Origin of the sequence: Desulfocapsa sulfexigens DSM 10523, assembly GCF_000341395.1 — a bacterium.
GTDB lineage: Bacteria > Desulfobacterota > Desulfobulbia > Desulfobulbales > Desulfocapsaceae > Desulfocapsa > Desulfocapsa sulfexigens.
Genome location: NC_020304.1, coordinates 1,161,702 through 1,184,732, shown reverse-complemented (window position 1 = coordinate 1,184,732; position 23,031 = coordinate 1,161,702). Strand labels below are relative to the sequence as shown.

Genomic DNA, 23,031 nt, shown 5'->3' with positions numbered 1-23,031 from the left:
AAATCTAGTATATTAAAGTCTTGCACTACACGCAGGGTGTTACAACATTTTTACCTATCTTCACGGAGAGTCATTTTGAAACACAGATTGCCCCATATCTGAGCAATACTTCGGCACAAGCCGGCCGTCCCAGTTTGGGATGGACGATATTGCGACTCTTCTGTCCCCCATGAACGGTCTCAGGCTTTAACCAGGTAGTTCCTTCCTTGTTTACTGACGTTGTTCGCGGCTGATTGCAGAGAGTCGCAGCAGATCTGGAATTAATTTTCCGGTATAACGTACAGTAAAGGAGGAGCTATGCGCGCTTCTATTCCCACTCCTTCCGCTTTGAAAACAGTCGGGGCGGTTCTCGTGGTGGGTGGCGGGGTGGCTGGTGTTCAGGCCGCACTCGATCTCACCGAACTTGGTCTCAAAGTCTATCTGGTTGAAAAATCCGGTGCCATCGGCGGGGTTATGGCCCGATTAGACAAGACCTTTCCCACCAACGACTGCTCGCTCTGCATTCTCGCCCCAAAGCTGGTAGAGGCGGGTCGCGATCCCAATATCGAGATCCTGACCAAGTCGGAATTGATCTCACTCGACGGCGTTCCCGGTAATTTTACCGCCAGGATCAGAAAAGAGCCTCGGTATATCGACGAAGAGATATGCACCGGTTGTGGCCAGTGTACTCTCTACTGCCTCAAGCAGATTGACGATGATTATAACGAGAACCTCGGGATCTCGAACGCCGCTCATATCGATTATGCCCAGGCCGTGCCTACAAGCTATTATATTGATGCGAAAGCCTGTTTCATGCTCAATTACCAGACCTGCGGCCTCTGTGCCGTTGCCTGCCAGGCCAAGGCAATCCGTTTTGACCAGAAGGAAGAGATTTTAGATCTCGCTATTGGTTCCGTCATCCTGGCACCAGGATTTGGCCGGACCAGCAAAGAGGTTCTTGGCCGCTATGGCTGGGGCAAGTTCGCGGATGTGCTCAGTGCCTTTGAGCACGAACGGCTGATGTGTGCATCCGGGCCCACCGGTGGTGCGATTCTCCGTCCCTCTGACAAAAAACACCCCAAAAAGATCGCCTTTATCCAGTGTATCGGTTCCCGCGATCAGAACTGCGGTAATAACTATTGCTCCTCGGTCTGCTGTATGTACGCCATCAAGCAGGCAACCCTTGCCCGCGAGCATGATCCCAGCGCTGAAATCACTCTTTTTTACATGGATATCCGCACCCACGGCAAAGGCTTTGATGCAGCAAGAGAGCGGGCCACTCTCGAAAACAACTTCAGGGTGATATACGCCCGGCCACCGCAAGTGGAGGATGTCTTTGACGGTAGACTGTTGCTCACCTGGGCCACGGAGGACGGCAAACATCATTACGAAAAGTTCGACATGGTTGTCCTCACCCAGGGGTTGGAGTCGCCGGACGATGCAGAGCAGCTTGGCCAGGCCGCCGGCATCGATCTGAACAGTTACCTCTTTGCCCAGACCAACAACTACACTCCCCTTGCCACAAGCCGGCCCGGTGTCTATGTGATCGGTGCCTTTCAGGGGCCAAAAGATATCCCTGATTCAGTTACCCAGGCTGGTGGGGCCGCCGCCCTTTGTTCAGGCCAGTTAGTCACAGCGCGTGGCATGGAGATAACCAAAGCCGTGTTCCCGGAGGAGCGTGATATCTCCAGGGAGGAGCCCCGTATCGGCGTCTTTGTCTGCCATTGTGGTATCAATATCGCAGGAGTCGTCGATGTTCGGGCAGTTCGCGATTATGCCCGGGATCTGCCCGGCGTGGTTTATTCTACCGACAATCTCTACTCTTGTTCTCAGGACACCCAGCAGCATCTTGTCAACATCATCCGTGAACACCGACTCAACCGTATCGTCGTTTCTGCCTGCACCCCGCGTACCCATGAACCTCTTTTTCAGACTACTTTGCGGGATGCAGGCCTGAACCGTGCCTTGTTCGAGATGGCTAATATCCGTGATCAATGTTCCTGGGTCCATATGCACGAGCCCGAAGCGGCCACCGCTAAGGCCAAAGATCTGGTGCGCATGGCTGTGGCCAAGGCTGCCCACCTCACTGCCCTTCCGGAACAACGGTTGCCGGTTACCCCATCAGCCCTTGTCATTGGTGGTGGATTGGCGGGGATGACTGCAGCGTTGACCATTGCTGAGCAGGGATTTCTTACGACTTTGGTTGAACAGGAGGACACCCTGGGAGGGGCGACTCTGTTACTCAGCGCCGACCGTTTTGGTGGCGATCCGCGTAAGACCATTGCGGATCTGGTTCACAAGGTGAAAACCCATTCCCGAATTCACGTTTATTCCGGAGCAACGGTGGCCAGTGTCTCCGGTTATGTGGGCAATTTCACCACCACCATTACCAGGAAGGCTGGCAGTGAGGTGGTTAACCACGGGATTATGGTGATCGCCACAGGCGGCAAGCCCTATAAACCCGAGCAATATCTTTATGGCCAGTCCGAGCGGGTATTGACCCAGCTGGAGCTGGAGCAGCGGTTGGCTTCCGGTCGTCCGCTTTCAGCAAAGACGAAGCAGGTGGTGATGATCCAATGTGTGGGCTCACGGGGCGCTGATCTGGCATACTGCAGCCGGGTCTGTTGCGGCCAGGCCTTGAAGAACGCTATCCGTCTCAAGACCATAAACCCCGATCTCACTATCTTTGTTTTTTACCGCGATATGCGGGCCTACGGATTCATGGAGGATGATTACCGTCGGGCCCGTGAACTGGGTGTGATCTTTATCCGTTATTCTCCTGATAATCCACCAAAAGTCACTCCAGGCCGAAGTAAATCAAGCCCGTTGAAGGTAGTTGGCTACGATCCGCTACTGGGCGAAGAAGTGGAACTGGATACCGATCTGCTGGTGCTGTCAGTGGGCATTGTGCCTGAAGATCCGTCGATCTTGTCAAGGATGCTCAAAGTTCCGGTTACCGCCGACAAATTTTATTTGGAGGCTCACGTCAAGCTGCGGCCGGTTGATATGGCGGTGGACGGGATCTTTGTCTGCGGTCTGGCCCATGCCCCTAAATCGATGGATGAGACCATTGCCCAGGCCCAGGCAGCGGCCGGTCGGGCCTGCCACCCCCTGGCCAATGGATCGATCTCTCCTGAGCCCATCGTCTCCCATGTCGATCCTTATTTGTGTATCGGCTGCGGGGCCTGTGAGACTTTTTGCCCCTATAAGGCCATTACTATTAACAAGGAGGTTAAGCCCCGCAAGGCCCAGACTTTAACCGCTTCCTGTAAGGGCTGCGGAGTGTGCGCCGCCCGCTGTCCGACCATGGCTATCGATATGGGACGCTTTACTTTTGATGGCATCATGGCCCAGGTCAGTGCCTTTGGCAAGAGCGTTTAGGGGATGCGCACGAAAGACTGGAAATCCTTACTGGTGAGCGGCACTGGCTTTAAACCGTGATGCTTCCGCCTGTAAAGGTATGCATTGTGGGTTTGATACCCAATCCAGTCTCAATTGTTCATAAACATCATCGACGACTTTTCGGATTGAAAAGTATTTCGTATTGGAGCACACAATGTCAAATTACCAACCAAAAATTCTAGGATTCCTCTGCAACTGGTGCTGTTATACTGCCGCTGATTCGGCGGGAGTCGGCCGTTACCAGTACCCTCCAAATCTCCGGGTCATTCGAATGATGTGCTCCGGCAGACTTGATCCCTCCTTTCCCCTGGAAGGGCTGGCTCAGGGTGCCGACGCCATCTTTGTCGGTGGCTGTCATCCCGGTGAGTGCCATTATCAGGACGGTAATTATCATGCCTTGGTCACCGCCGCCCTGGTTCATGAAACCCTGGCCAGGCTGGGAGTTAACAGCCAGCGATTCCTCATTGAATGGGCCTCGGCCGCAGAAGGTTCGAATTTTGTTAAAATCATTACTCAGTTCACAGAACATGTTGCAAGTTTGGGGCCGCTGGGAACAAGCGAAGGCATCGATCCAACAGTATTGCGTAAAAAACTGGCCTTGGCAGCGACCACGGCCAAAGATCGCAAGCTCAGAATGAACCTGATTAAGGCATCCAAAGAGATGATAAAAAAAGGGGATTTCTCGCGCCCAACCATTGCCGGATTGGTTCATGAGAAGTGCGACAAGGTCTTGACTGAGTTGATAGGAGCATCGCTTCCATGAACAGCACTGTTGAATAGTGAAGGTTGACTAAAATTTACAATGAGAAAATTCATCGATGAATTTTCTCAAAAATAAAATTAGTGGGCAAAACAGTCCATTACAACGAAAAAAAGGAGAATATCATGCTTCAAGTGACAGAATCAGCAATTAAAAACCTCAAGGAATATTTGGAACAAAACGACATCAACTCAGCCGTCCGGGTGATTATGCAGAGCAGTTGTTCCGGAACAAGCCTGGGTCTTGGACTGGATGACAAAAAAGATTCAGACAAGGTGTTTGAGGAAGACGGGGTCACCTTTTTGGTTGCCGATGCAGTATTTGATACCACCGGCGCCATTAAAGTCGATTTCATTAATGCTTCCAGTTGCGGCTGCGGTGGTGGGAGTGGCAGCGGTGGTTTTTCTGTAACTTCCGAAAAGAAACTGAGCCGTGGTGGATCTTGCGGCTGTTGAGAAAGTTTTTTGGTCACCGGCCCGAGGCCTTTTCGTGAATAGTGAAATTCACCGTGAGGCTCTTACCTCGTGGTTGGAAGTTACTTATATGTGAGACAGTCCGATCGTATGGAGGTTGGTGGTTCCTGAACAACTACGATTCTTTTTATGATACCGCCATAAAATCATGGCTTGAAGCCATGGTAGAATTGTTCAGGGCCACTCTCCTGAAGTTGTCGGTAAACTATTGTGGTGAGCAGGTCCAGAACTTAATGGAGCTGACTCTCTGGAGAAAAGCAAGTCAGGTCACCGCAGGCCGTATGCGTCTGGGGCTGCAAATGATTTTAGGTAATGTTCGAATTAGGACATGGTGGAACCCGAAGTGCCGAATATTCCGGCCATTAGTTGATGCAAATCCACCGCCAAGTGATGAAGATGAGATGAAAAACCTTTATGGTTTTATGTCAGAGAACAATTTAACGGAAAATCATTAGCCTCCATCAGGATGATGGTTTATTATGTGAAACCCTAAACTTCAGTTTATTAAGATTAATCTATAAGAAAGTAGTGTCTGTTTTATATCTCAAGATAATAATGTGCCATCGTACAGAGTTTTAGTGTTCTTCTTTATTTGTACTGACATTCTGGCAAGGCAACTCAGGTCGGAAAAGTTATGGGGTTTTTGGAAAAGGAAAAGGTTTCTGCTATGCAGCAGGCCGAACTCGCCAAATCAGTGGAAGGAGAACTCCCCGTCGACTACTCCCTCTCAGGGGGACTGGCTGTCCGTCTGCAGAGGTTGAACCTCTCCATCGCCTTCACTTCCTATCAGTCCAATCTGCTTTATATGCTGGGTGTTTTACCCAATGGAGGTGTCCATCTCCATCAAAGCGCCATGATCAAACCCATGGGTCTCGCCCACAACAATCATGGGAGAATCGTACTCTCAGCAGGTTTTCAGATTATCGAACTGGCAAACGTTCTGCAATTGCATGAACGGGTTAACGAGACCTTCGATGCCTGTTTTATGCCGCGAACAATCCATATAACGGGCGAGCTTGATGCCCACGATATTGGCGTCGATCGTAACGGGCAGATTATCTTCGTCAACACCCGCTTCAACTGCCTGGCCACGGTATCGCCCCAACACAGCTTCGAGGTACTTTGGAAACCACCATTTATCTCAGCCATTGTAAGTGAAGATCGTTGCCATCTCAATGGGTTAGCCATGGATGATGACGGCCAACCGGCCTATGTGACCGCAGTCAGCCGCTCGGATACTATCGACGGCTGGCGAGACCGGCGTGACGGTGGGGGGATCGTGATTGATGTACAGACCAGCCGGATTGTCTGTGACGGGTTGTCCATGCCGCATTCACCCAGAATGTATAAGGGAGAACTATGGATCCTTAACGCTGGAACCGGCGAATTGGGCGTTGTGACTCTCCCGAAGGATGGACAGGAAGAAAAGGGACGCTTTGAGCCACGGGTCTTCTGTCCCGGATTTCTTCGTGGCCTGGCATTCCATGGCAACCTTGCCTTTGTGGGTTTGTCAAAGCCCCGCTACAAACGCTTTGAAGGATTAGCACTTGATCAAAAGTTGAAAGATGCCGACTCTGAACCGTGGTGCGGTATCCAGGTCATCGATCTGGATAAGCGCTGTTGCATCGACTGGCTTCGTATCGACGGGGCAGTGGCCGAATTGTTCGATGTTGCTGTTATTCCCGGCTTCCGCTGCCCTATGACTGTCAGCCCAAATTCATCTGATGCGGCAGGACTGGTCACCTATGAGCCATCCATCCCATCTTCCACCTATACATGACATCCCCTTAAACGACAGAAAAAATACCATGATTCCTACTTGTCGAAAAGCCATTGTTCCTCTCTTGAGAGCGAGCACTCTCATGGTCAGCATGTTATCCGGTTATTACCATCGTGCTTTTGCCGGTACCTGTACAGGGGCCGCTGGCACGTACCTCTGCTCAGATCCTGCAAATTCAACAATGGATACGGAACAGACCATTGATATTGCTTCTCCCCTTACGGTGACTACGGCAGCTGGTTTCGGTATTGACACCAGTACAAATGGAGGCGATGCCTTAGATTTTAGGGCTGTAGGCGGTCTCACCATTACCGACACCAATTTGTCGACCATCACTGGAAGTTATAGCGGTATTTTAGCAAATAACAGTAGCAGTGAAGTGCTGTCGATCACAATTAATGGCACGGTGACAGGTGGTGTTCATGGCATATTCGCACGCAATTACGGAAGTGACTTGAACATATCAACGGCCGATGTGACAGGTGGTACTCATGGCATCGTAGCATTCAATAGTGGAAGTGACGTGGACATATCAACGGCCGATGTGACGGGTGGTCTTCATGGCATCGTAGCGCTTAACACCGGTAGTGGATCGTTGTCAATCACATCGAGTGGTACTGTTGAAGGAGCTGCCCTTTATGGAATAAAGGCGAATAACGCAGGTACTGACCTGAACATATCAGCAAAGAATGTGTACGGTGGCGTGGCCGGTGTCTATGCCGATAACTCTGGAAGTGGTGCCCTTTCGATTTCCACGAGTGGCACGGTTATGGGTGGCATTATGGGAATTTATGCCATCAATTATGGTACCGATCTTAGTATATCAGCGGCGAATGTTACAGGTGGATATGACGGTCTAGCTGCCATTAATATTACCGGCGACAGTTTGACGGTGACCACCAGTGGAACGGTTACCGGTATTGGCGGTGCCGGGATATATGCCATTAATCTCGGCGGTCCTACCACCATAACCGTAGGATCTTCGAGCCTGGTACAGGGAGATGGCGCTGGCATCTATTCCTACTCAGGGTATGGGCAAGCTATTACCATAACCGTTGACGGAATGGTCAGAAACTTATCCGGATCTCCCTCCGATGATGCCATTCTTGCAGCTGGGGGGCCGATTACGGTCACTCTTAATAGCGGATCGATTACCACAGGTGTTGTCGCACTCGGTAACTATAATGACACTATCAACCTGGCCGGAACCCTCAATGGCTCGGTTGAGATGGAGGCAGGTGATGATACTTTTTTTCTGGCTGATGGTGGCACCCTGACCGGGACGGCCGACGGCGGTGCTGGCACGGATACCCTTGCCTTCGACAACGTGGGGACGGTGGACGGCAGTCGCTATCTTAATTTCGAAAACCTGGAGATCTTTGGCGGTAACAGCACGCTTGTCGGTACCTGGGATCTCTCTGGAGGTACAGCCACTATCCACCGCGGCAGTCTCTCTGTTAATGGCAGTCTGTTTACCTCACTCCTGATAGTGGGTAAAAACGGTTTGCTGGGTGGTAATGGTAATATTTTCAGCGACGTCAAAGCCTATGGTATTGTGTCACCTGGAAATTCCATCGGTACCTTAACCGTGAATGGCTCAGTCGACTTTATGCCGGGCAGTATCTTTAACGTGGAACTGGCGGCAAATGAAAGGAGCGACCTGCTCAAGGTGGGGGGAGCTGTATCCATTGATCATGGGAAAATCACCGCCTCTTTGGAGCGAGCCCTCTATCCTGACGGAACTCGATGGAATATCCTTGCCGCAGATGATGGAATCCATGGGAGGTTCTCTTCAATCAGCTCTAATTTCACATCATATACCATTGCACTTGAACCGGTTTATACAGGTGGCTCTCTGAGCCTTGTTGTTGATCGCACCCCCTATTCAAGCTTTGGTGCCAGCCCTAATCAGGCGGCAGTTGGTTCGGCTCTCGATCAGATCCTGCCGTCGGCCCAAGGGAGCATGACAGACCTGCTCCTGGCAATGGATTTTGCAATGGACCCTGCCAAACTCAGTGCCACCCTGAACGGTCTGAATCCAGAGATATATACTTCCTTTGCCCCCTCGGGGCTTTCCATCGCTGGAACCTTTAATCGGATGGCGACCTTAAGACAACAGGAGTTCTATTGGACTCCGGTCACTGTTGATGATGACCAAAAACAACTGTGGAGTGTCTGGGGAAGAGCTATCGGTAGCCGGCTTGACCAGGATGAAGAGAATTGGATCTCGGGATATACAGTTGATACCGGAGGAACTGTCTTCGGCATGGACCGTACTTTTGGCGCCATGGTACGGGCAGGATTGATGCTAGGTTACAGCAGCAGTGACCTTTCCTGGGATAAACTGAAAGAGAGTGGCTCGATAACCGGCAAACACATCAAACTTTACAGCAGTGCTCGATTTGAGGACTTCTCTCTTGATGGTGGTTTAGGCTATACCAATCTTGATAACAGTGTTGCCCGTTTTATTGATACTCCTGTCTTTAGCAGCAGGGCAGTGGGCGATTTCGATTCAAATGTGGTGGATGCAACACTCTCCGGCACGTATAATTACTCTTTTGGCAATCTACTTCTCGTCCCCACCGCCTCAATTAACTATCTGTATCTTGACCAGGATGGATTCACGGAGCAAGGTGTCGATGATTTTGGATTTCACATACAGAGCAAAGTTACCGATACCCTTTCAGGACTACTCGGTTTGCGTCTCTCAGGTCTCTTCGATGGTGGTGCTGGTTGGCATTTTCATCCGACTGCAGGCTTAGACCTTGTGCACTGGTTCAAAAATGATGCAATGGAGTTGAATGCAAATTTCGTTGATTATCAGGTAAATAATTTTAGGGTGACAGGTGCCGATCCCGTCGATAACGCCATGCTGGTAAGCTTGGGGATGTCAGCAGACTATAACAAGAGTCTGACTCTGTTTCTGAACTATGAATCCTCCTTTGCAGATGGAACCACTACTCAGATGTTGTCTGGTGGGATTGTCTGGTGCTTTTAAATCAGGACCACAGCCCCTTTTGCTATTTTTCACTTATTAAAAGAGTATTTGTTTTGTGACTCACCTTCTTGGCCCTGCTTCGATGGGCCGGTTTACGGCATCGATTACTGCTGGTGATGATCTAAAAGAAAAATCTGCCTTCTTTAAAATAGATTTATTTTCCTGATTACCATCGAAACTCAGCTTTGCAACCCGGAGTTGTTCCGTGTCGATTGTATGGGACGCCATAAACCCATCCCTGGGGGCTCTGCTGCGGCCGTCCAGGCCGCAGATGCCCATATAATCAACACGAAAAAACTCCTCCTCAGACGGGTAGGCTGAGGATTGGTGATAATCAGGTTTATTTTTGTTTCAAACAGGTGTTACAGATACCTTCAACCCGTATTTCAATACGCTTGATATTGCCGGGAAAGGTCTTTTGGAAATTTTCGGAGTGTACTGTCAAACTTTCGGGGCTGAGACAATTTATCAGGCCGCAGTTTGTGCAGTAAAAATGTGGATGTTGTGGGTGATTCGCATTGGGTGCTATGCCAAAATAAGTAGCTCTTCCACCAGCACTTATTCGTTCAAGGAGATGCCTTTCAACAAGGAGATCGAGTATTCTGTATACGGTCACCCGGTTGATTGCTCGGGTTCGTTCAACGGTGCTGAGAACTTCCATGGCGGTAAGCGGATAATTATTGCTCCCGATCACCTCCATGATGAGCAGGCGGTTTGCAGTTGCTTCAAGCCCTGCAGACTCCAGCAAGTTCCCATAGTCACATTGTTCACACATGTATCGTTTCCATTTAATTTCAGCGGGATCCGTGGGCTTTCAGCCAGATTTTTCTTCGTTGCATCAAGACGATTCTGTCAAACAGGAGCGACAGGAAGAATCCAATCCCTGCGACAAGAATGATAGCTGCCCCTGAAGTTAGATCGTAAACATAGGAAGCCCAAAGACCAGAGCAGATAAATACCATCCCCAGTACACTTGAAACGATCATCATCTGCAGCAGTGATCTCGTATATTTTTCTGCAATATAGGGAGAAATTGTCAAAAGAGCAATAACAAGCACAAGCCCGACAACCTGAACCACAATTACCACTGTCACGGCAACTGTTCCAATAAGCATAAAGTAGAGAGCCCTGACAGGTATTCCACGTACCCGGGCAAATTCTTCGTCATATGACATGACAAGCAAGTCTTTGTAATAGTAGCAGACAAGAGCCAGAATCACGGCTGTAAGACTTGCCATTGCAATAAGATCACTTTGAGGGACACTCAGGATGCTTCCGAACAGGTAACTCATCAGATCAACATTGTAGCCGGGGGTCATATCAATCAATAAAATACCGATTGCCATTCCCACAGCCCACATCACCCCTATTATGGTATCAGCTCGCTGTTTTGATTTAAGGGTAACTGCAGCCATTATCATTGCCGAAACAAAGGCAAAAGAAGTTGCTCCTATCATATAAGGCCAGCCAAAATAAAATGCCAGACCGATACCACCATAGGCGCTATGGGCAACGCCGCCTGATAAAAACACCAGCCTGTTTACCACAATCAGCGTCCCGATAATCCCACAGGTAACGCTGGCCAAAAGGCCAGCCAACAGTGCGTTACGCATAAATTCAAATTGGAAGGCATCTATCATGTATTTTCCCCATGTCGGCTCTTAAATTCGTTAGTCCGTACAACGACGCTGACCGGACACATCTCCTCAACCGAACAGGAATGAAAGGCATTGAATACATCACCGGGAGAATTAAATGATTGATGGTAATGCAAGGTGCGATTCAAACAGGCAAATGATTTTGCGTATGATGCAACAATCATGAGATCATGACTGACCATAAGGATGGTTAACTCCTTATTCAGTTCCTTAAGAAGGTTGTAAAAGTCACTCTGTCCCTTGGTGTCAATGGATGCTGTGGCTTCATCCAGTACAAGCAATTGAGGGTGTGAGATCAACGCCCGGGCAATCAGGACTCTCTGTCTCTGCCCTCCGGAAAGAGCTGCGATTTTATGACCAGCGCAATTCTCTATCCCGAGTTTATCCATAACTGTCAGGGCTTCCTTGCGCTTTTGTTTTGAATTACCACGTTGAAATCTCCGAGCAGGTTCATGCATTCCCATCAAAACAACATCCAGAGCCGTTGCCGGAAAATTCAGGTTATGGTTCACATGTTGCGGCACATAACCGATAGAGGCTATGTGGGAGCGTGGCTCCTGGTTTTTAATACTAATCGTGCCCCTGGTTGGTGTCAGTATTCCGAGGATCAATTTCAACAGGGTTGTCTTTCCCCCGCCGTTCGGGCCAATAATGGCAACGAAATCTCCTTCATTCAGGCTGAGATTGATATCATGCAAAATATCCTGCCCGCCATAGGAATAGCACATATCAGATATTTTAATGATGGGAGTAGTCATGGGGTTGGATATTATTGTAGGACACTCTTGAATTTGTCGGCAACAACCCGCATATTGGTTGACCAATCCTCAGCCAGCGGGTTAATGGGGATAACTTCTCCCTTGATTTCCTTTGCCACCACTGTGGCGCTTTTCGTGGAGAATTGTGGTTGAACGAAAACAACGTGGATATCATGTTCTCTGGCGAATTCAATCAGTTTACGGAGCTGGGCAGGTTTGGGATCCTTACCTTCTGTTTCAATTGCAACTTGTTTCAGACCGTAATCGTTGGCAAAGTAGCCCCATGAAGGATGGAAAACCATAAACTGCATGCCTTTCTTCGTTTTAAAGGTGCTACGCAGATCATCATCGAGTTCGTCGATCTGCCTGACAAAAACCTCAAGGTTTTTGTGAAAGAGCGAAGCTTTTTCTGGAAGGATTTTTGAAAGAGCATCGGTTATTATGGCCGCTTGTTTTTTCACAAGCGAGGGGGAAAGCCAGATGTGCGGGTCGAGCCCACCATGATCGTCGTGGTGACCATGCTTTTCTCCGTGATGCACCTCATCGTGGTGATGTTTGGCCATAGTCAATTTATGGATCCCTTTGTCGGTGTGAACAATTTTCATCTCCGGATTGACTTCGGCTATTTTTTCAAGCCAGGTATATTCGAACTGAACACCAATGGCAAAGTAGGCACTGGCTGACGCTAATTGCTTCATCTGGGATGATTTTGGCTCGTAGGTAGCGGGGCTGGCTCCCGGCTGTACCATAACCTGAACATCGACATAATCCGTGCTAATTTGTTGCACAAAGAATTTCTGAGGAAGTATGCTGACGAAAACTGTAGGTTTATTGGCAGCAAATACGGCTTGAATTGACAAAAACAAGCTAAAATAACCAAAGATTAAAGATGTAAAAAAAAATTCACATTACCCTCCATTTTAATAGTCAAATACAAACAAATTTGTGTGCAACATAGTTGCACGAGAGGGAGTGGTCAACTTATTTTCTCTCATTATGCAAAATTATTATTAGCTGCGTACCGTTGCAATAATTAGCTTACGGTTGTAGAGGTAAAAACGAGCTGCAATTGAGATACATTAGGCGCTAGGATTAAATCAGAAAAGGTTTCTTTCCATATGGGCGTGACTGAAGTCATCAAAAGACATAAGGGTATTTCGGTTCTTTTACATAGAGTATAGAGTCAGGTATAACGGCGGGTACTTCCATCCCAGGGGTTCCGGTTACTGTCGTCACTGTGCCTTTAACTTTAACCCATTTATCATTTTCAACATTTGTTCCCTCAGGAGGATCAATGAAGATAAAGATCGGCCTGGCATCAGCTGCACAGCAGGTCATCAGGTACCGATAACACATCACCAGATTATCAGGTAAACGTCCATCAACAAAGGTCTGACAAACCACTTCCACTTCCTTCCCTGTATACTTCTCTGCATGCATAAGGAGTTCAGTCAGTCCTACCTCCTTGTTTGCCTTCTCATACGCTCTTATTTCAGCAGCCACTTGCTCATCAAAACTTCCCTGAAAAAATCCATCTTCCGTCTGCAGGATTCTTGACGTAAACGTGCTGCTATTGAAGCGTGCAGACTGAACTTGAGTGAAATATAACAATGGAAGAAGCAGAATAAGGAGGGAGGGCCACTGTATGGCAAGTGAACCTTGTCGGCTTTCTGCAATTTGCCTTTTCATGGTCACCAATAAAAAAAGAATCAGAATAACGGTACCACTAGCCACAAGCCACCAGAGGCTTGGATGAAGAAGCATGGCAAGATTTTTCTGACCCAGAGTCACAAGCCAGCAGAAAAAAAGGGCCCAGATTCCAAGAAGACAGAGTTTGCTATAGAGCAATATCGGCATAATATTTCTCCTATGATAGACCGATATGAAGGTACTCCAGGGCGAGCATGGCTAGCAATACCGTTGTCGTAACAACAAGAATCAGTGACAAAATGACTCGATTGCGAAAGACACTGAAGTACATCAAAATTAATTTAATATCGAGCATCGGCCCCATGACCATAAAGGCCATCTGAGCACTGCCGGGTAAAAGATCCCGGAAACTGGCAGCGATAAAAGCATCTGCCTCACTGCAGAGATTCAGGATAACAGCCATTACCATCATTAATATAATGGCCAGCCACGGTGAGGCCATCAGGTCGGCAAAAGCTCCCATGGAAACGGTGCTGCGCATCAAAGCAGCAATAAATGCACCAATGACAAGGTACCGTCCCACATCAAAAAAATCATCGCTGGCATGTACTATGGCATGGCGGAATCGAAGTAAAAGGGGCAAAGCCTTATCATTATGATTATGACCACAGGCACAGGGAACTGTTTTCCCCCAGGCAGGAATCAGTCCATTTTTCCGGTTATACAATAGACCGAGCAGCAAGCCGACAATGACGGCGATAATGTAGCCGCTTGCCAGACGGACAACAACAAAGCGCCAATCATACTTGTATGCAATGGCAGTGGAAGCAGCCACAATGACATTGACGATAGGCCCTGCCAACAGGAAGGTAATAGCGGCTCCAAAAGGAATCCCTTTTCCAAGCAGTCTTCTCACAACGGGTACAATGGCACATTCACAGACTGGGAAAAATAGCCCCAAACCACCTGCCAGGAAAACGGCTCTTGTTTTTCGCTGCCGGAAAACCTTTTCTATCCAGGTCACCGATACAAACATTTCTATAATCCCCCCTGCAAGGGAACCGATGAGCATAAAAGGAAATGCTTCCACAATAATAGCCAGGAAGTTTATAGAGATATTGTCAATAAGGTCTTTCCAGGGAGATGATTTTCCCATGAGAAAGAGGAGGACAGCAACACCAAGAAAGGTGATCTCAACAATCAACGCAAGCTCAGTTGATAAAGGCAGAATGAGTGTTTCTTTTTTTGGCTTAAAGAGAGGGATATCCGGTAAGGGTCGTTGCGTCATTAGTTAACAGGAAGTTGAGGGTAGGGTAATGGTTCTTCAGATGAGTAGACCAGAAAGCACAGGGAAGGCTATCGGGCGCTGCCCTTGGAGTCAGTAGTAGGTGAAGTTTTTCGACAACCGAATAAAAACGAGCGTAAATACGAAATTCCCTATGCAATTTAATTGCACTAAAAGCAATGTCAATGATTTTCAGCATTTCAAACTTCTATGCAATAGGTTTGTGAGACGTTTTCGTACTTTTTGATCTCTTCTTTAGTGGTGTGGCTTTGTAGGCACCCATTTGATTGTACTTACTTGACAGATTAGCATAAGTATTATACAATATAATATTGTACAATAATATATTGTATAATACTTGATCTCTTTTTCTTCTTCCCGGCTCTTATGTTCCTTATTTTTGCTGCAGTCCTGATAGGCGTTCTCTACATCGGTCCACTTTGTCTTCCTGGATGGTTTGTCTGGGAAAGATCTCTTGCCAGTGCAATCCTGCCTTTTGCGTATGTTTATGCCAAAGGTTTGTTTTCAATAGCTTGTCTTCTTTGTGCCTGCATATATCGTCACAGAAAAAAAATACAGAAAAGAAGAATGTTTAAGGTCCCTCAAGTTGGAGAAAAGGGACGCCTGCGCTTGCCTAATCAAAAAGAGATGTCTGATCGTTTTGGCATGTCTGTTCTTTTATGTGTTTTGGTTCTAGTGTTTATTGTCGCTGGTTATAGTCGGGCTTTTGGAGGTGTTAAATGATCCCCATCGACAGAGACATTGTTAATGTGCGCAGCGGGTCAGCGATCAGTTATAAGGCATTATGGCAGTTTGGAAAAGGGTTTCCGCTCCAAGCCGGGAACCCGACATGCTATTATTGCTAGAGCACAGAGAGGATTGGTGTTTCAGGCCATTGCTTCTGTGAAATGATTGGTCAAAGTGCGTCATGCAGGGGGGGGGCGTATCGGCTGGGTTGCAAGAAGCCTTGTCTGGGCTGGTAATATACCGCTATAATACCTTTATATAGATGCACAGTCATCTTTTTCTGCATAAGTCACATCCTGTTTTTGTTCAGAATTAAATAAATAGATAGGTATTACTTTCTGGCCCCATCCTCTCTGTTGTGCTTCCAGGTAGCATTCTTGCAATGTTTAACGAAGCCGTTCAAAAAAAGAGCTATACAAGACTTTCTAAAAGGAAACCTATGCAATTTACACAACTTGCTCGGATAAACTGGCAATTACAGAACTGGCAGGAAGAACAGAAGAATAATATCACCAGTGTGGAGGGACTTAAGGACTATCTGCCATTGACTGTTGATGAAGGCGGAAACATGAGTAAGGTGATAGACCTTCATCCCATGAATATCCCCCGTTATTACCTGAGTCTTATTGATCGTAATGACCCGGATGATCCTATCCGAAAACTCTGCATTCCGCAGACTGACGAATTAATACTAAACGGACAGATGGGAGAAACCACACAAGATCCCTACGGTGACGATAGGCATGATAAGGGTAACGGCGTATTACATAAATATGAATATACGGCCCTGGTTGTGGCCACCAATTACTGTGCCATGTATTGCCGCCACTGTTTCCGCAAGAAAATGGTTGGCATGACAAACGACAAAACCGTTCATAACTTTCAGAAGGCTGTACAATATATCGCATCGCATCCTGAAATCACTAATGTGGTAATATCGGGAGGCGATCCCTTAATGCTACCCACCAAGGTGCTGCGGCAGATGCTTACGGCCTTGCAGGATATCGATCATCTTAGTTTTGTCCGTATTGCTTCCAGAGCACCGGTGAGCTACCCCATCCGGTTTTTTGATGATGAACTCATTGATCTTCTGGCTAAGTTTAACAGCCAGAAAGCCCTTTTTATCTCAACTCATTTTAACCATCCTAATGAAATATCTACGTTGGCTGCGGAGGCGGTGAGTCGCATCAGAAATACAGGTATCACGGTGAACAATCAAGCTGTGTTGCTTAAAGGAGTAAATGACGATGAGCGAACTCTTGTAGATTTGATGAATGGCCTGCTGCGTATCGGGGTGAGTCCCTACTATCTCTACCAGTGTATGCCTGTCTCACGGGTTCGTCATCATTTTCAAGTACCGCTGAAACGTGGGGTTGATCTGGTAGATAAGGCCCGACAGCAGATGGATGGCTATGCCAAACGATTCAAGTTTGTCATTGGTCACAACATCGGTAAACTCGAGATTTGTGGCCGTATCGGCAACAAATTGATACTGAAACAGATCCACGCCCGGACAGGCCACAATAAAGAAATTTCCCGACTATTGGTCAGGCAATTAACCGACACAGGCGGCTGGCTTGATGATCTTGCTGAAATCAAAACATCCGGGCAATGGATACAATAAATTGAAGTAAAATCTACTACCAATTGGAGCTCTAAGGGGAAGACTCCTGTTCGAGGAAGTAAGTTGCAGTATTTATAATAAAAAAATGAAAAGAGATAGTTACGATGTCAAAAAAAGAAAATCAATACCTGCATAAGCAGATAAGCTTCCGTTCTCCAACAAGTTACGATGCCACCACCATGCAGTTGCTGGCCGTGGACTCAAAGGTGCTTTCAGTACATGACACCTACTATTATGCCCTGATGGCCAGACATTTTGAGGAAACATGCGTCATTGCAGAGTGTGAAGGAATACCATGTGGCTATGTCACAGCTTACATCCCGCCAGGGCAGCCTGACACCTTGTTCATCTGGCAGGTGGGTGTGGCACGCAAGTTTCAGGGGAAAGGGGTGGGCAGAAGCATGCTCCTTTCCCTTCTAAATGCAGTACGGCCAGATTTTCTTGAGGCGACCATTAGCCCGGATAACCAGGCTTCAATCGGTCTGTTCCGTTCAGTTGCCAAATTTTTTGCTGCTGAGCATACATTTTCAGAAAAGCCATTTTTTACGGCCGAGGATCTTGGTGCCGCTGAAGCTGTTGAACATCTCATGCACATTGGACCTTTTACATTTATTAACAAGAACTAACCTTTTTTCACGGAGAAAAATATGCGTATTTTTGAAAATATGGAATCCCAGGTGCGAGGCTATATCCGCTCCTTTCCGGTCATCTTCAAATCAGCCAAGGGCTCAATCATGGTTGATGAGAATGACAATGAGTACATTGATTTTTTTGCCGGAGCCGGCACCTTGAATTATGGCCATAATAATGAGCAGATTTCCCAGGCTATGATCGAATACCTGCAAAGCGATGGTTTGGTTCATGGTTTGGACATGGCCACCGTTGCCAAGCAGATGTTCATGCAGAAGTTCAATGATACCATCCTTGAACCCCGGAATCTGGAATACAAGATCCAGTTTACCGGACCCACCGGAACCAATGCGGTGGAGACCGCGCTTAAACTTGCCCGTATGGTCAAAGGGCGTTCCAATATTGTCTGCTTTACCAATGGCTATCATGGGCTTACCATGGGGTCGCTGGCTATCACCGGCAACAGTCAGTATCGGGATGAGGCGTACATCAGTCGTTCCAATGTCAGCTTTATGCCTTTTGACAGCTATCTCGGGCCGGATTGTAATACCCTTGAGCTGCTGCGCAAGATGCTTGTCGACAATTCCAGCGGGTTGGATCTACCTGCAGCCATAATTCTGGAAACCATCCAAGCAGAAGGCGGGGTGAATATCGCAAGCACAGAATGGCTCAAAGAGCTGGCCAACATATGCTATGAGTTTGATATCCTCCTGATTGTCGATGACATCCAGGTGGGCAACGGACGCAGTGGTGATTTCTTCAGTTTTGAAGAGGCGGGAATAAAGCCTGATATTGTCTGTCTGTCCAAGGCAATCGGTGGCGGACTGCCCTTGGCTTTTATTCTCATGCGGCCGGATCTTGACCAGTGGAAACCCGGTGAACATACCGGTACCTTTCGTGGTAATAACCTTGCATTCGTCGCTTCCCATCAGGCTCTCCATTACTGGGACAGTATCGATCTTTCCGAGGCTGTAAAGTACAAAGGTGCGGTCATCGAAAAAGAATTGATGGCCATTGCTGAAAAGTATCCGGAACTGAACGCATCGGTTCGTGGGCGTGGCATGATCTATGGTCTTGAGATTTCAGAGCATGGCTTGAGTGGTCAGATTTCTGAAAAATGTTTTAAAAATGGTCTGGTTATTGAGCTGGCCGGAGCCGATGATCAGGTGGTAAAATTCTTGCCTGCTTTGACCATTGATGAAGAAACATTGTTACGCGGTATCGCCATTGTTGACAAATCCATCGGCGAAATCCTCCAGGAAAAAAGAGAAAACCTGACAGGTGAATTCTGATGATAGTAAGAGATAGAAAAGATATTTTGGGAACTGAGCGTGAAGTGAAAGGAGACGGCTGGACGTCACGCCGGCTGTTGCTCAAAAAAGACGGTATGGGCTTTTCTTTCCACGAAACCATCATCCCGGCTAAGGCAGAGCTTAGGCTTTGGTATAAAAACCACCTGGAGGCGGTGTATTGTGTCGCGGGTAATGGCACAATTGAAGATCTGGCCAGTGGCGAAACGCATCAAATCCACGACGGTGTGATCTATGCCCTTAACAATAATGACCGCCATATTCTGCGGGGCGGTACAGAAGATATGCGTTTGATCTGCGCCTTTAATCCGCCGGTAACTGGCCGTGAGACCCACGACAGTGAAGGATCTTATGAGCTGATTGAGGAGGAATGATGGGAATCCATACCGTTGAAAAAATCGGCGGCACCTCCATGAGCCAGTTCGACAAGGTGCTTGACAATGTTTTGCTTGGGACCCGAACCAAGGAAGCTCTGTATAACAGAATCATTGTGGTTTCTGCCTATAGCGGTATAACCAATGATCTCCTTGAGCATAAAAAGTCTAGAAAGTCTGGAATATACTCTCTTTTTTCCAGAGACGATGATTCCTGGGCCTGGGGCGATGCCATTTCGCGGGTGAGCCAGTATATGTGTGAGATTAATAAAGGATTTGAAGGTTTAGGCCTGGATGTCATACAGGCGGATCGCTTTGTCAAAGAGCGTATCGAAGGGGTTCGCAACTGTTTGCTCGATCTGACCAGACTCTGCTCTTTTGGTCATTTCCAGTTGAGTGAACACTTAATGACAGTGCGGGAAATGCTTTCTGCCATTGGCGAAGCTCACAGTGCTCATAATTCATATCTTATCCTGAACGCCAAAGGAGTTAACGCACGATTCGTCGATCTTTCCGGATGGATGGAGACGGAGCAGCTCTCTTTCGACGAAGTAATAAAAAAACATTTCAATGATATTGACCTGAGTACTGAACTTCCCATTGTCACAGGCTATACCAAGTGTAAAGAAGGTATTATGGGCACCTATGACCGCGGCTATACGGAAATCACCTTCAGCAGGATTGCTGTGCTCACCGGAGCAAGAGAAGGGGTCATTCACAAGGAATACCATTTGAGTAGTGGTGATCCCAATATGGTAGGGGCAGACAAGGTCGAGGTCATTGGAGATACCAACTATGATGTGGCGGATCAGCTCTCGGATCTTGGCATGGAAGCTATTCATCCCGGGGCTGCGCGGGGAATGCGGAAAGCCGACATCCCTCTGCGAATCAAAAATGTCTTTGAACCGGATCACCCCGGTACCTTGATCACCAACACCTACAAGAGTGAGGATGCCAGGGTGGAAATCATTGCCAGTCGCCAGGGGATTACCGGCATCGAGGTGTGGGATCAGGACATGGTCGGCCGCTGGGACCATGACTCCGAACTTCTCAAACACTTCACAAATCTTAAAATACGTTACCTGGCAAAAGACAGCAACGCCAACACCCTGACCCATTATGTGGCTGAGCCATTGGGAAGGATCAAAAAACTTACCAGTTCCATACAGCAATCTTTTCCCAATGCCGATATCCTGGTGAAAAAGGTAGCCCTGGTATCCGTAATCGGCACTAACATGGCCGACACATGGGTTTTGCCCACTGCAGTTCACGCCCTAGCCAATGCTGGCGTGGATATCCTTGGTCTGCATAAATGCATGCGCCAGGTGGATATCCAGTTTGTCGTTGAAGAACAAGATTTCCAGAAGGCGGTTGCTGCTTTACATAAAAATCTGGTGGAGGACGCTAGAAAGTGAAATGCTGGAGAAATCCATGACATAGTGATTTCTAAAAAACCCCCTAATTTTTGTACGAACTAACCGGCAGCGAACCCATAAAAGGCAGATGATCGGTAAAACGGTAAACTATTTACTGGAAGGCGAATTCTCTTCATTTGAAACGGTCCTTTCCCCTCTCTAGCCTAGAGAAATAAAAAGCAGAGCGTCATGACGACCGTTGGCCCGAAGGCATAAAGCAACAGCCTTATCGGAGACACGCCATTACTGAAGTAATTTTTCAGGATTGCCTGTCCGGCCGGATTGGGAGCATTGGCGATAATGGTCAGGCCACCCCCGGTAACGGCACCTGCTACCACCGCATACTTGAGGTTGTCGGTCAGGCCCGGTACCAAGGTGCTCAGATAAGTGATGGCAGCATTATCATTAAAAGCGGTGAGAACTGTGGCGCTTAACATCAGGGGGAGTTCGCCCAGGCTGCCCAACACTGGAGCAATCCACCATCCCTGCAAGCCACCGTGAATCACCAGGCCGCCAAGAAAGAAGCCTACCAGCATGGGTGGTTTCAGGTTAACCGTGTTCTGGAAGGGCCAGGTGACATGGGCAAAGCCGACGAAGAAGAGCATACCGGAGACAAAGATAGCAGGATAATGGGCATTAACAATGGTCCAGACCATAAAGGCCACATGGATGGCCATGATCCAGCCAGGTACCTCCCCACTGCGATTGTCCCAGTTGGGGTCATTCATTTTGGGTCGCTTGTCCCGGGGGAGCAGGCCCGGCACTGAGACACTCATCTGCTGCATCCTGAGGTTCTCAAACTCCTGCTCAAAGGTCTCTTCAAGCAATGTGCAGTCTTCATCATCCTTCCAGCAGCCGGCGGTCAGGGTAGACTCCCTGGCGGCTTCCTTGATAAGATCATACTCTTGCTGGAGATCTTTAGCGATACGCTCCTCGGCCATCTGCAAGTCTTTTTTTAGATATTCGCTGTGGATATACTTCTCTTTGATTTCATCCTTGAGCAGGGTCATCTTGAATTTCTTTTCCAGGCCGGCAATTTCTTTTTTGAAGAGCAGAAAGACCATGGTGTTTGAAATAATAATACCAATGACGGACTTCCAGCCAAAGGTGGTAAACATGAAGGGAAGGTCCCAATTCCAGGGGGCTGCAACCATCAAGACTGGTGGCGCGGCAAAATGAGTCAGGGTGCCGCCGACTGAAATGTTGACAAAGAGAAGAGCGATGGTGGCGTATTTGAATTTGTCACTGGGCTGCAACTCATAGCATTTGCGGGCCAGCAGTAGTGCGGAAATGGTCATGGCGGCTGGTTCGGTTATGAAGGAACCGAGAATCGGTCCCAGGGTCATGATGGTCAGCCACCAGGCAGCCAAGGTGCTGTTGAAAACCGCAGCGATGCGGCTCATGAGATTTTCCGAGAGCTTCAAAATAGGACGGGAAGAGGCCAGGGTCATGATCACCACGACAAACATCGGTTCCGTGTAATTGACTCCGCTAACATAGTTGACAAAGGTATGCCAGTCGAAAAAAAAGACAACAGCACCACAGAGAGCCACGGCCCAGAGCCCGAAAACGACCTCAACCTCGCCTAAAAAATGAAATATTTCCGAGAGGAGATGGGTAGAGTCCTCCGATTCCCGACCTGTCTCGATCTCTTTCTGATGCTCGGCCTTCCATTTATGAGCATAGTAGAGAAACTTACTACTGAGAAATGTGTGAATGATAGCAACCAGGAAGATGAGTGTGGCGACCAGGTTGAATGGCGTATGACTGACCCGGTGTTTAAGGATCTCGCCCACGCTGGTCATATCCGCATCCTGATAACTTGCAAAATCCGGCGGAAAGGCTCCACCAGTCGGCTGCGATGCCTGGCTTCCTCCACCTGCGTAGACACAAGTCGCTACAAGAAAGACAAATAAAAACAGGGTGATTTTCCAACGTACTTTCATAACTTATTCCTTACTTCCTACCGGAAGTTACCATTAAATACGGGGGATAACAGAGTGGGGTGGCTGTTTTTTATGTTAGTATTTCTATAGCATTATGCCATACTTCACACCGTCTCATCCGAAGAACCTCATGTTGGTCAAACGCCATATGACCAGAATCATATCCTGAAATTGGGTCATCATCCGGGCCACCAAAATTCGATCGAACGGAGAAATAGGAGGCGCCACACAAATAGCTTACA

At 47.9% G+C, this 23,031-nt stretch carries 19 protein-coding genes; 11 read left to right on the top strand and 8 right to left on the bottom strand.

Annotation, left to right across the window (positions count from 1 at the left end):
• The first annotated feature begins 297 nt into the window (after positions 1-297).
• From UWK_RS05220 to UWK_RS05195, 6 genes are all read left to right on the top strand, one after another.
• Entirely contained in the window at positions 298-3,360 is a 3,063-nt protein-coding gene (locus UWK_RS05220) for an FAD-dependent oxidoreductase (protein WP_015403311.1), read from the top strand.
• A gap of 175 nt (positions 3,361-3,535) precedes the next feature.
• Positions 3,536-4,144 carry a hydrogenase iron-sulfur subunit gene (locus UWK_RS05215; RefSeq protein WP_015403310.1) on the top strand — a complete coding sequence of 203 codons (609 nt, stop codon included), beginning with the start codon at positions 3,536-3,538 and terminating at the stop codon, positions 4,142-4,144.
• Positions 4,145-4,266: 122 nt separating this feature from the next.
• Positions 4,267-4,596: an IscA/HesB family protein gene (locus tag UWK_RS05210; protein WP_015403309.1), complete on the top strand. Its 330-nt coding sequence runs from the start codon at positions 4,267-4,269 to the stop codon at positions 4,594-4,596.
• Between the two features lie 53 nt (positions 4,597-4,649).
• A complete protein-coding gene (locus tag UWK_RS05205; RefSeq protein ID WP_041916322.1) occupies positions 4,650-5,069 on the top strand; it encodes a hypothetical protein in 420 nt (139 codons plus the stop codon).
• A gap of 179 nt (positions 5,070-5,248) precedes the next feature.
• The gene (locus UWK_RS05200) at positions 5,249-6,394 is read left to right on the top strand and encodes a TIGR03032 family protein (protein ID WP_015403307.1); all 1,146 of its coding nucleotides are present in this window, start codon (positions 5,249-5,251) and stop codon (positions 6,392-6,394) included.
• Between the two features lie 28 nt (positions 6,395-6,422).
• A complete protein-coding gene (locus UWK_RS05195; protein ID WP_167320719.1) occupies positions 6,423-9,392 on the top strand; it encodes an autotransporter outer membrane beta-barrel domain-containing protein in 2,970 nt (989 codons plus the stop codon).
• Positions 9,393-9,452: 60 nt separating this feature from the next.
• On the opposite strand, the gene UWK_RS19285 is transcribed toward UWK_RS05195, so the two are convergent.
• From UWK_RS19285 to UWK_RS05160, 7 genes are all read right to left on the bottom strand, one after another.
• A complete protein-coding gene (locus UWK_RS19285) occupies positions 9,453-9,620 on the bottom strand; it encodes a hypothetical protein (RefSeq protein ID WP_153304828.1) in 168 nt (55 codons plus the stop codon).
• A gap of 112 nt (positions 9,621-9,732) precedes the next feature.
• Positions 9,733-10,167, bottom strand: a complete 435-nt coding sequence (locus UWK_RS05185; protein WP_015403305.1) for a Fur family transcriptional regulator — start codon at positions 10,165-10,167, stop codon at positions 9,733-9,735.
• Between the two features lie 19 nt (positions 10,168-10,186).
• A complete protein-coding gene (locus UWK_RS05180) occupies positions 10,187-11,032 on the bottom strand; it encodes a metal ABC transporter permease (RefSeq protein ID WP_015403304.1) in 846 nt (281 codons plus the stop codon).
• Positions 11,029-11,808, bottom strand: a complete 780-nt coding sequence (locus UWK_RS05175) for a metal ABC transporter ATP-binding protein (RefSeq protein ID WP_015403303.1) — start codon at positions 11,806-11,808, stop codon at positions 11,029-11,031. The genes UWK_RS05180 and UWK_RS05175 overlap by 4 nt, the downstream gene beginning before the upstream one ends.
• Positions 11,809-11,819: 11 nt before the next feature.
• Positions 11,820-12,668 (bottom strand): metal ABC transporter solute-binding protein, Zn/Mn family, encoded by an 849-nt coding sequence (locus UWK_RS05170; protein WP_015403302.1) that lies wholly within the window; start codon positions 12,666-12,668, stop codon positions 11,820-11,822.
• 277 nt (positions 12,669-12,945) lie between these two features.
• Positions 12,946-13,665, bottom strand: a complete 720-nt coding sequence (locus tag UWK_RS05165; RefSeq protein ID WP_015403301.1) for a TIGR03943 family putative permease subunit — start codon at positions 13,663-13,665, stop codon at positions 12,946-12,948.
• 10 nt (positions 13,666-13,675) lie between these two features.
• On the bottom strand, positions 13,676-14,746 hold the full coding sequence (locus UWK_RS05160) for a permease (RefSeq protein ID WP_015403300.1): 1,071 nt from the start codon (positions 14,744-14,746) through the stop codon (positions 13,676-13,678).
• Positions 14,747-15,929: 1,183 nt separating this feature from the next.
• Between UWK_RS05160 and UWK_RS05150 the strand changes: the two genes are divergently transcribed.
• The 5 genes from UWK_RS05150 to UWK_RS05130 all read left to right on the top strand — a co-directional run bounded on the left by UWK_RS05150 (position 15,930) and on the right by UWK_RS05130 (position 20,843).
• A complete protein-coding gene (locus UWK_RS05150) occupies positions 15,930-17,114 on the top strand; it encodes a KamA family radical SAM protein (protein ID WP_015403296.1) in 1,185 nt (394 codons plus the stop codon).
• Between the two features lie 104 nt (positions 17,115-17,218).
• A complete protein-coding gene (gene ectA / locus UWK_RS05145) occupies positions 17,219-17,740 on the top strand; it encodes a diaminobutyrate acetyltransferase (RefSeq protein ID WP_015403295.1) in 522 nt (173 codons plus the stop codon).
• A gap of 21 nt (positions 17,741-17,761) precedes the next feature.
• Positions 17,762-19,036: a diaminobutyrate--2-oxoglutarate transaminase gene (gene ectB / locus UWK_RS05140; protein WP_015403294.1), complete on the top strand. Its 1,275-nt coding sequence runs from the start codon at positions 17,762-17,764 to the stop codon at positions 19,034-19,036.
• Positions 19,036-19,428, top strand: coding sequence for an ectoine synthase (locus UWK_RS05135; protein WP_015403293.1), 393 nt, complete (start codon positions 19,036-19,038; stop codon positions 19,426-19,428). Before ectB ends, UWK_RS05135 begins: the two co-directional genes overlap by 1 nt.
• Positions 19,428-20,843 (top strand): aspartate kinase, encoded by a 1,416-nt coding sequence (locus UWK_RS05130; RefSeq protein WP_015403292.1) that lies wholly within the window; start codon positions 19,428-19,430, stop codon positions 20,841-20,843. Before UWK_RS05135 ends, UWK_RS05130 begins: the two co-directional genes overlap by 1 nt.
• Positions 20,844-21,007: 164 nt before the next feature.
• Here UWK_RS05130 and UWK_RS05125 read toward each other — a convergent pair whose 3' ends face one another.
• Positions 21,008-22,789, bottom strand: a complete 1,782-nt coding sequence (locus tag UWK_RS05125; RefSeq protein ID WP_015403291.1) for a putative Na+/H+ antiporter — start codon at positions 22,787-22,789, stop codon at positions 21,008-21,010.
• Positions 22,790-23,031 lie beyond the last annotated feature (242 nt).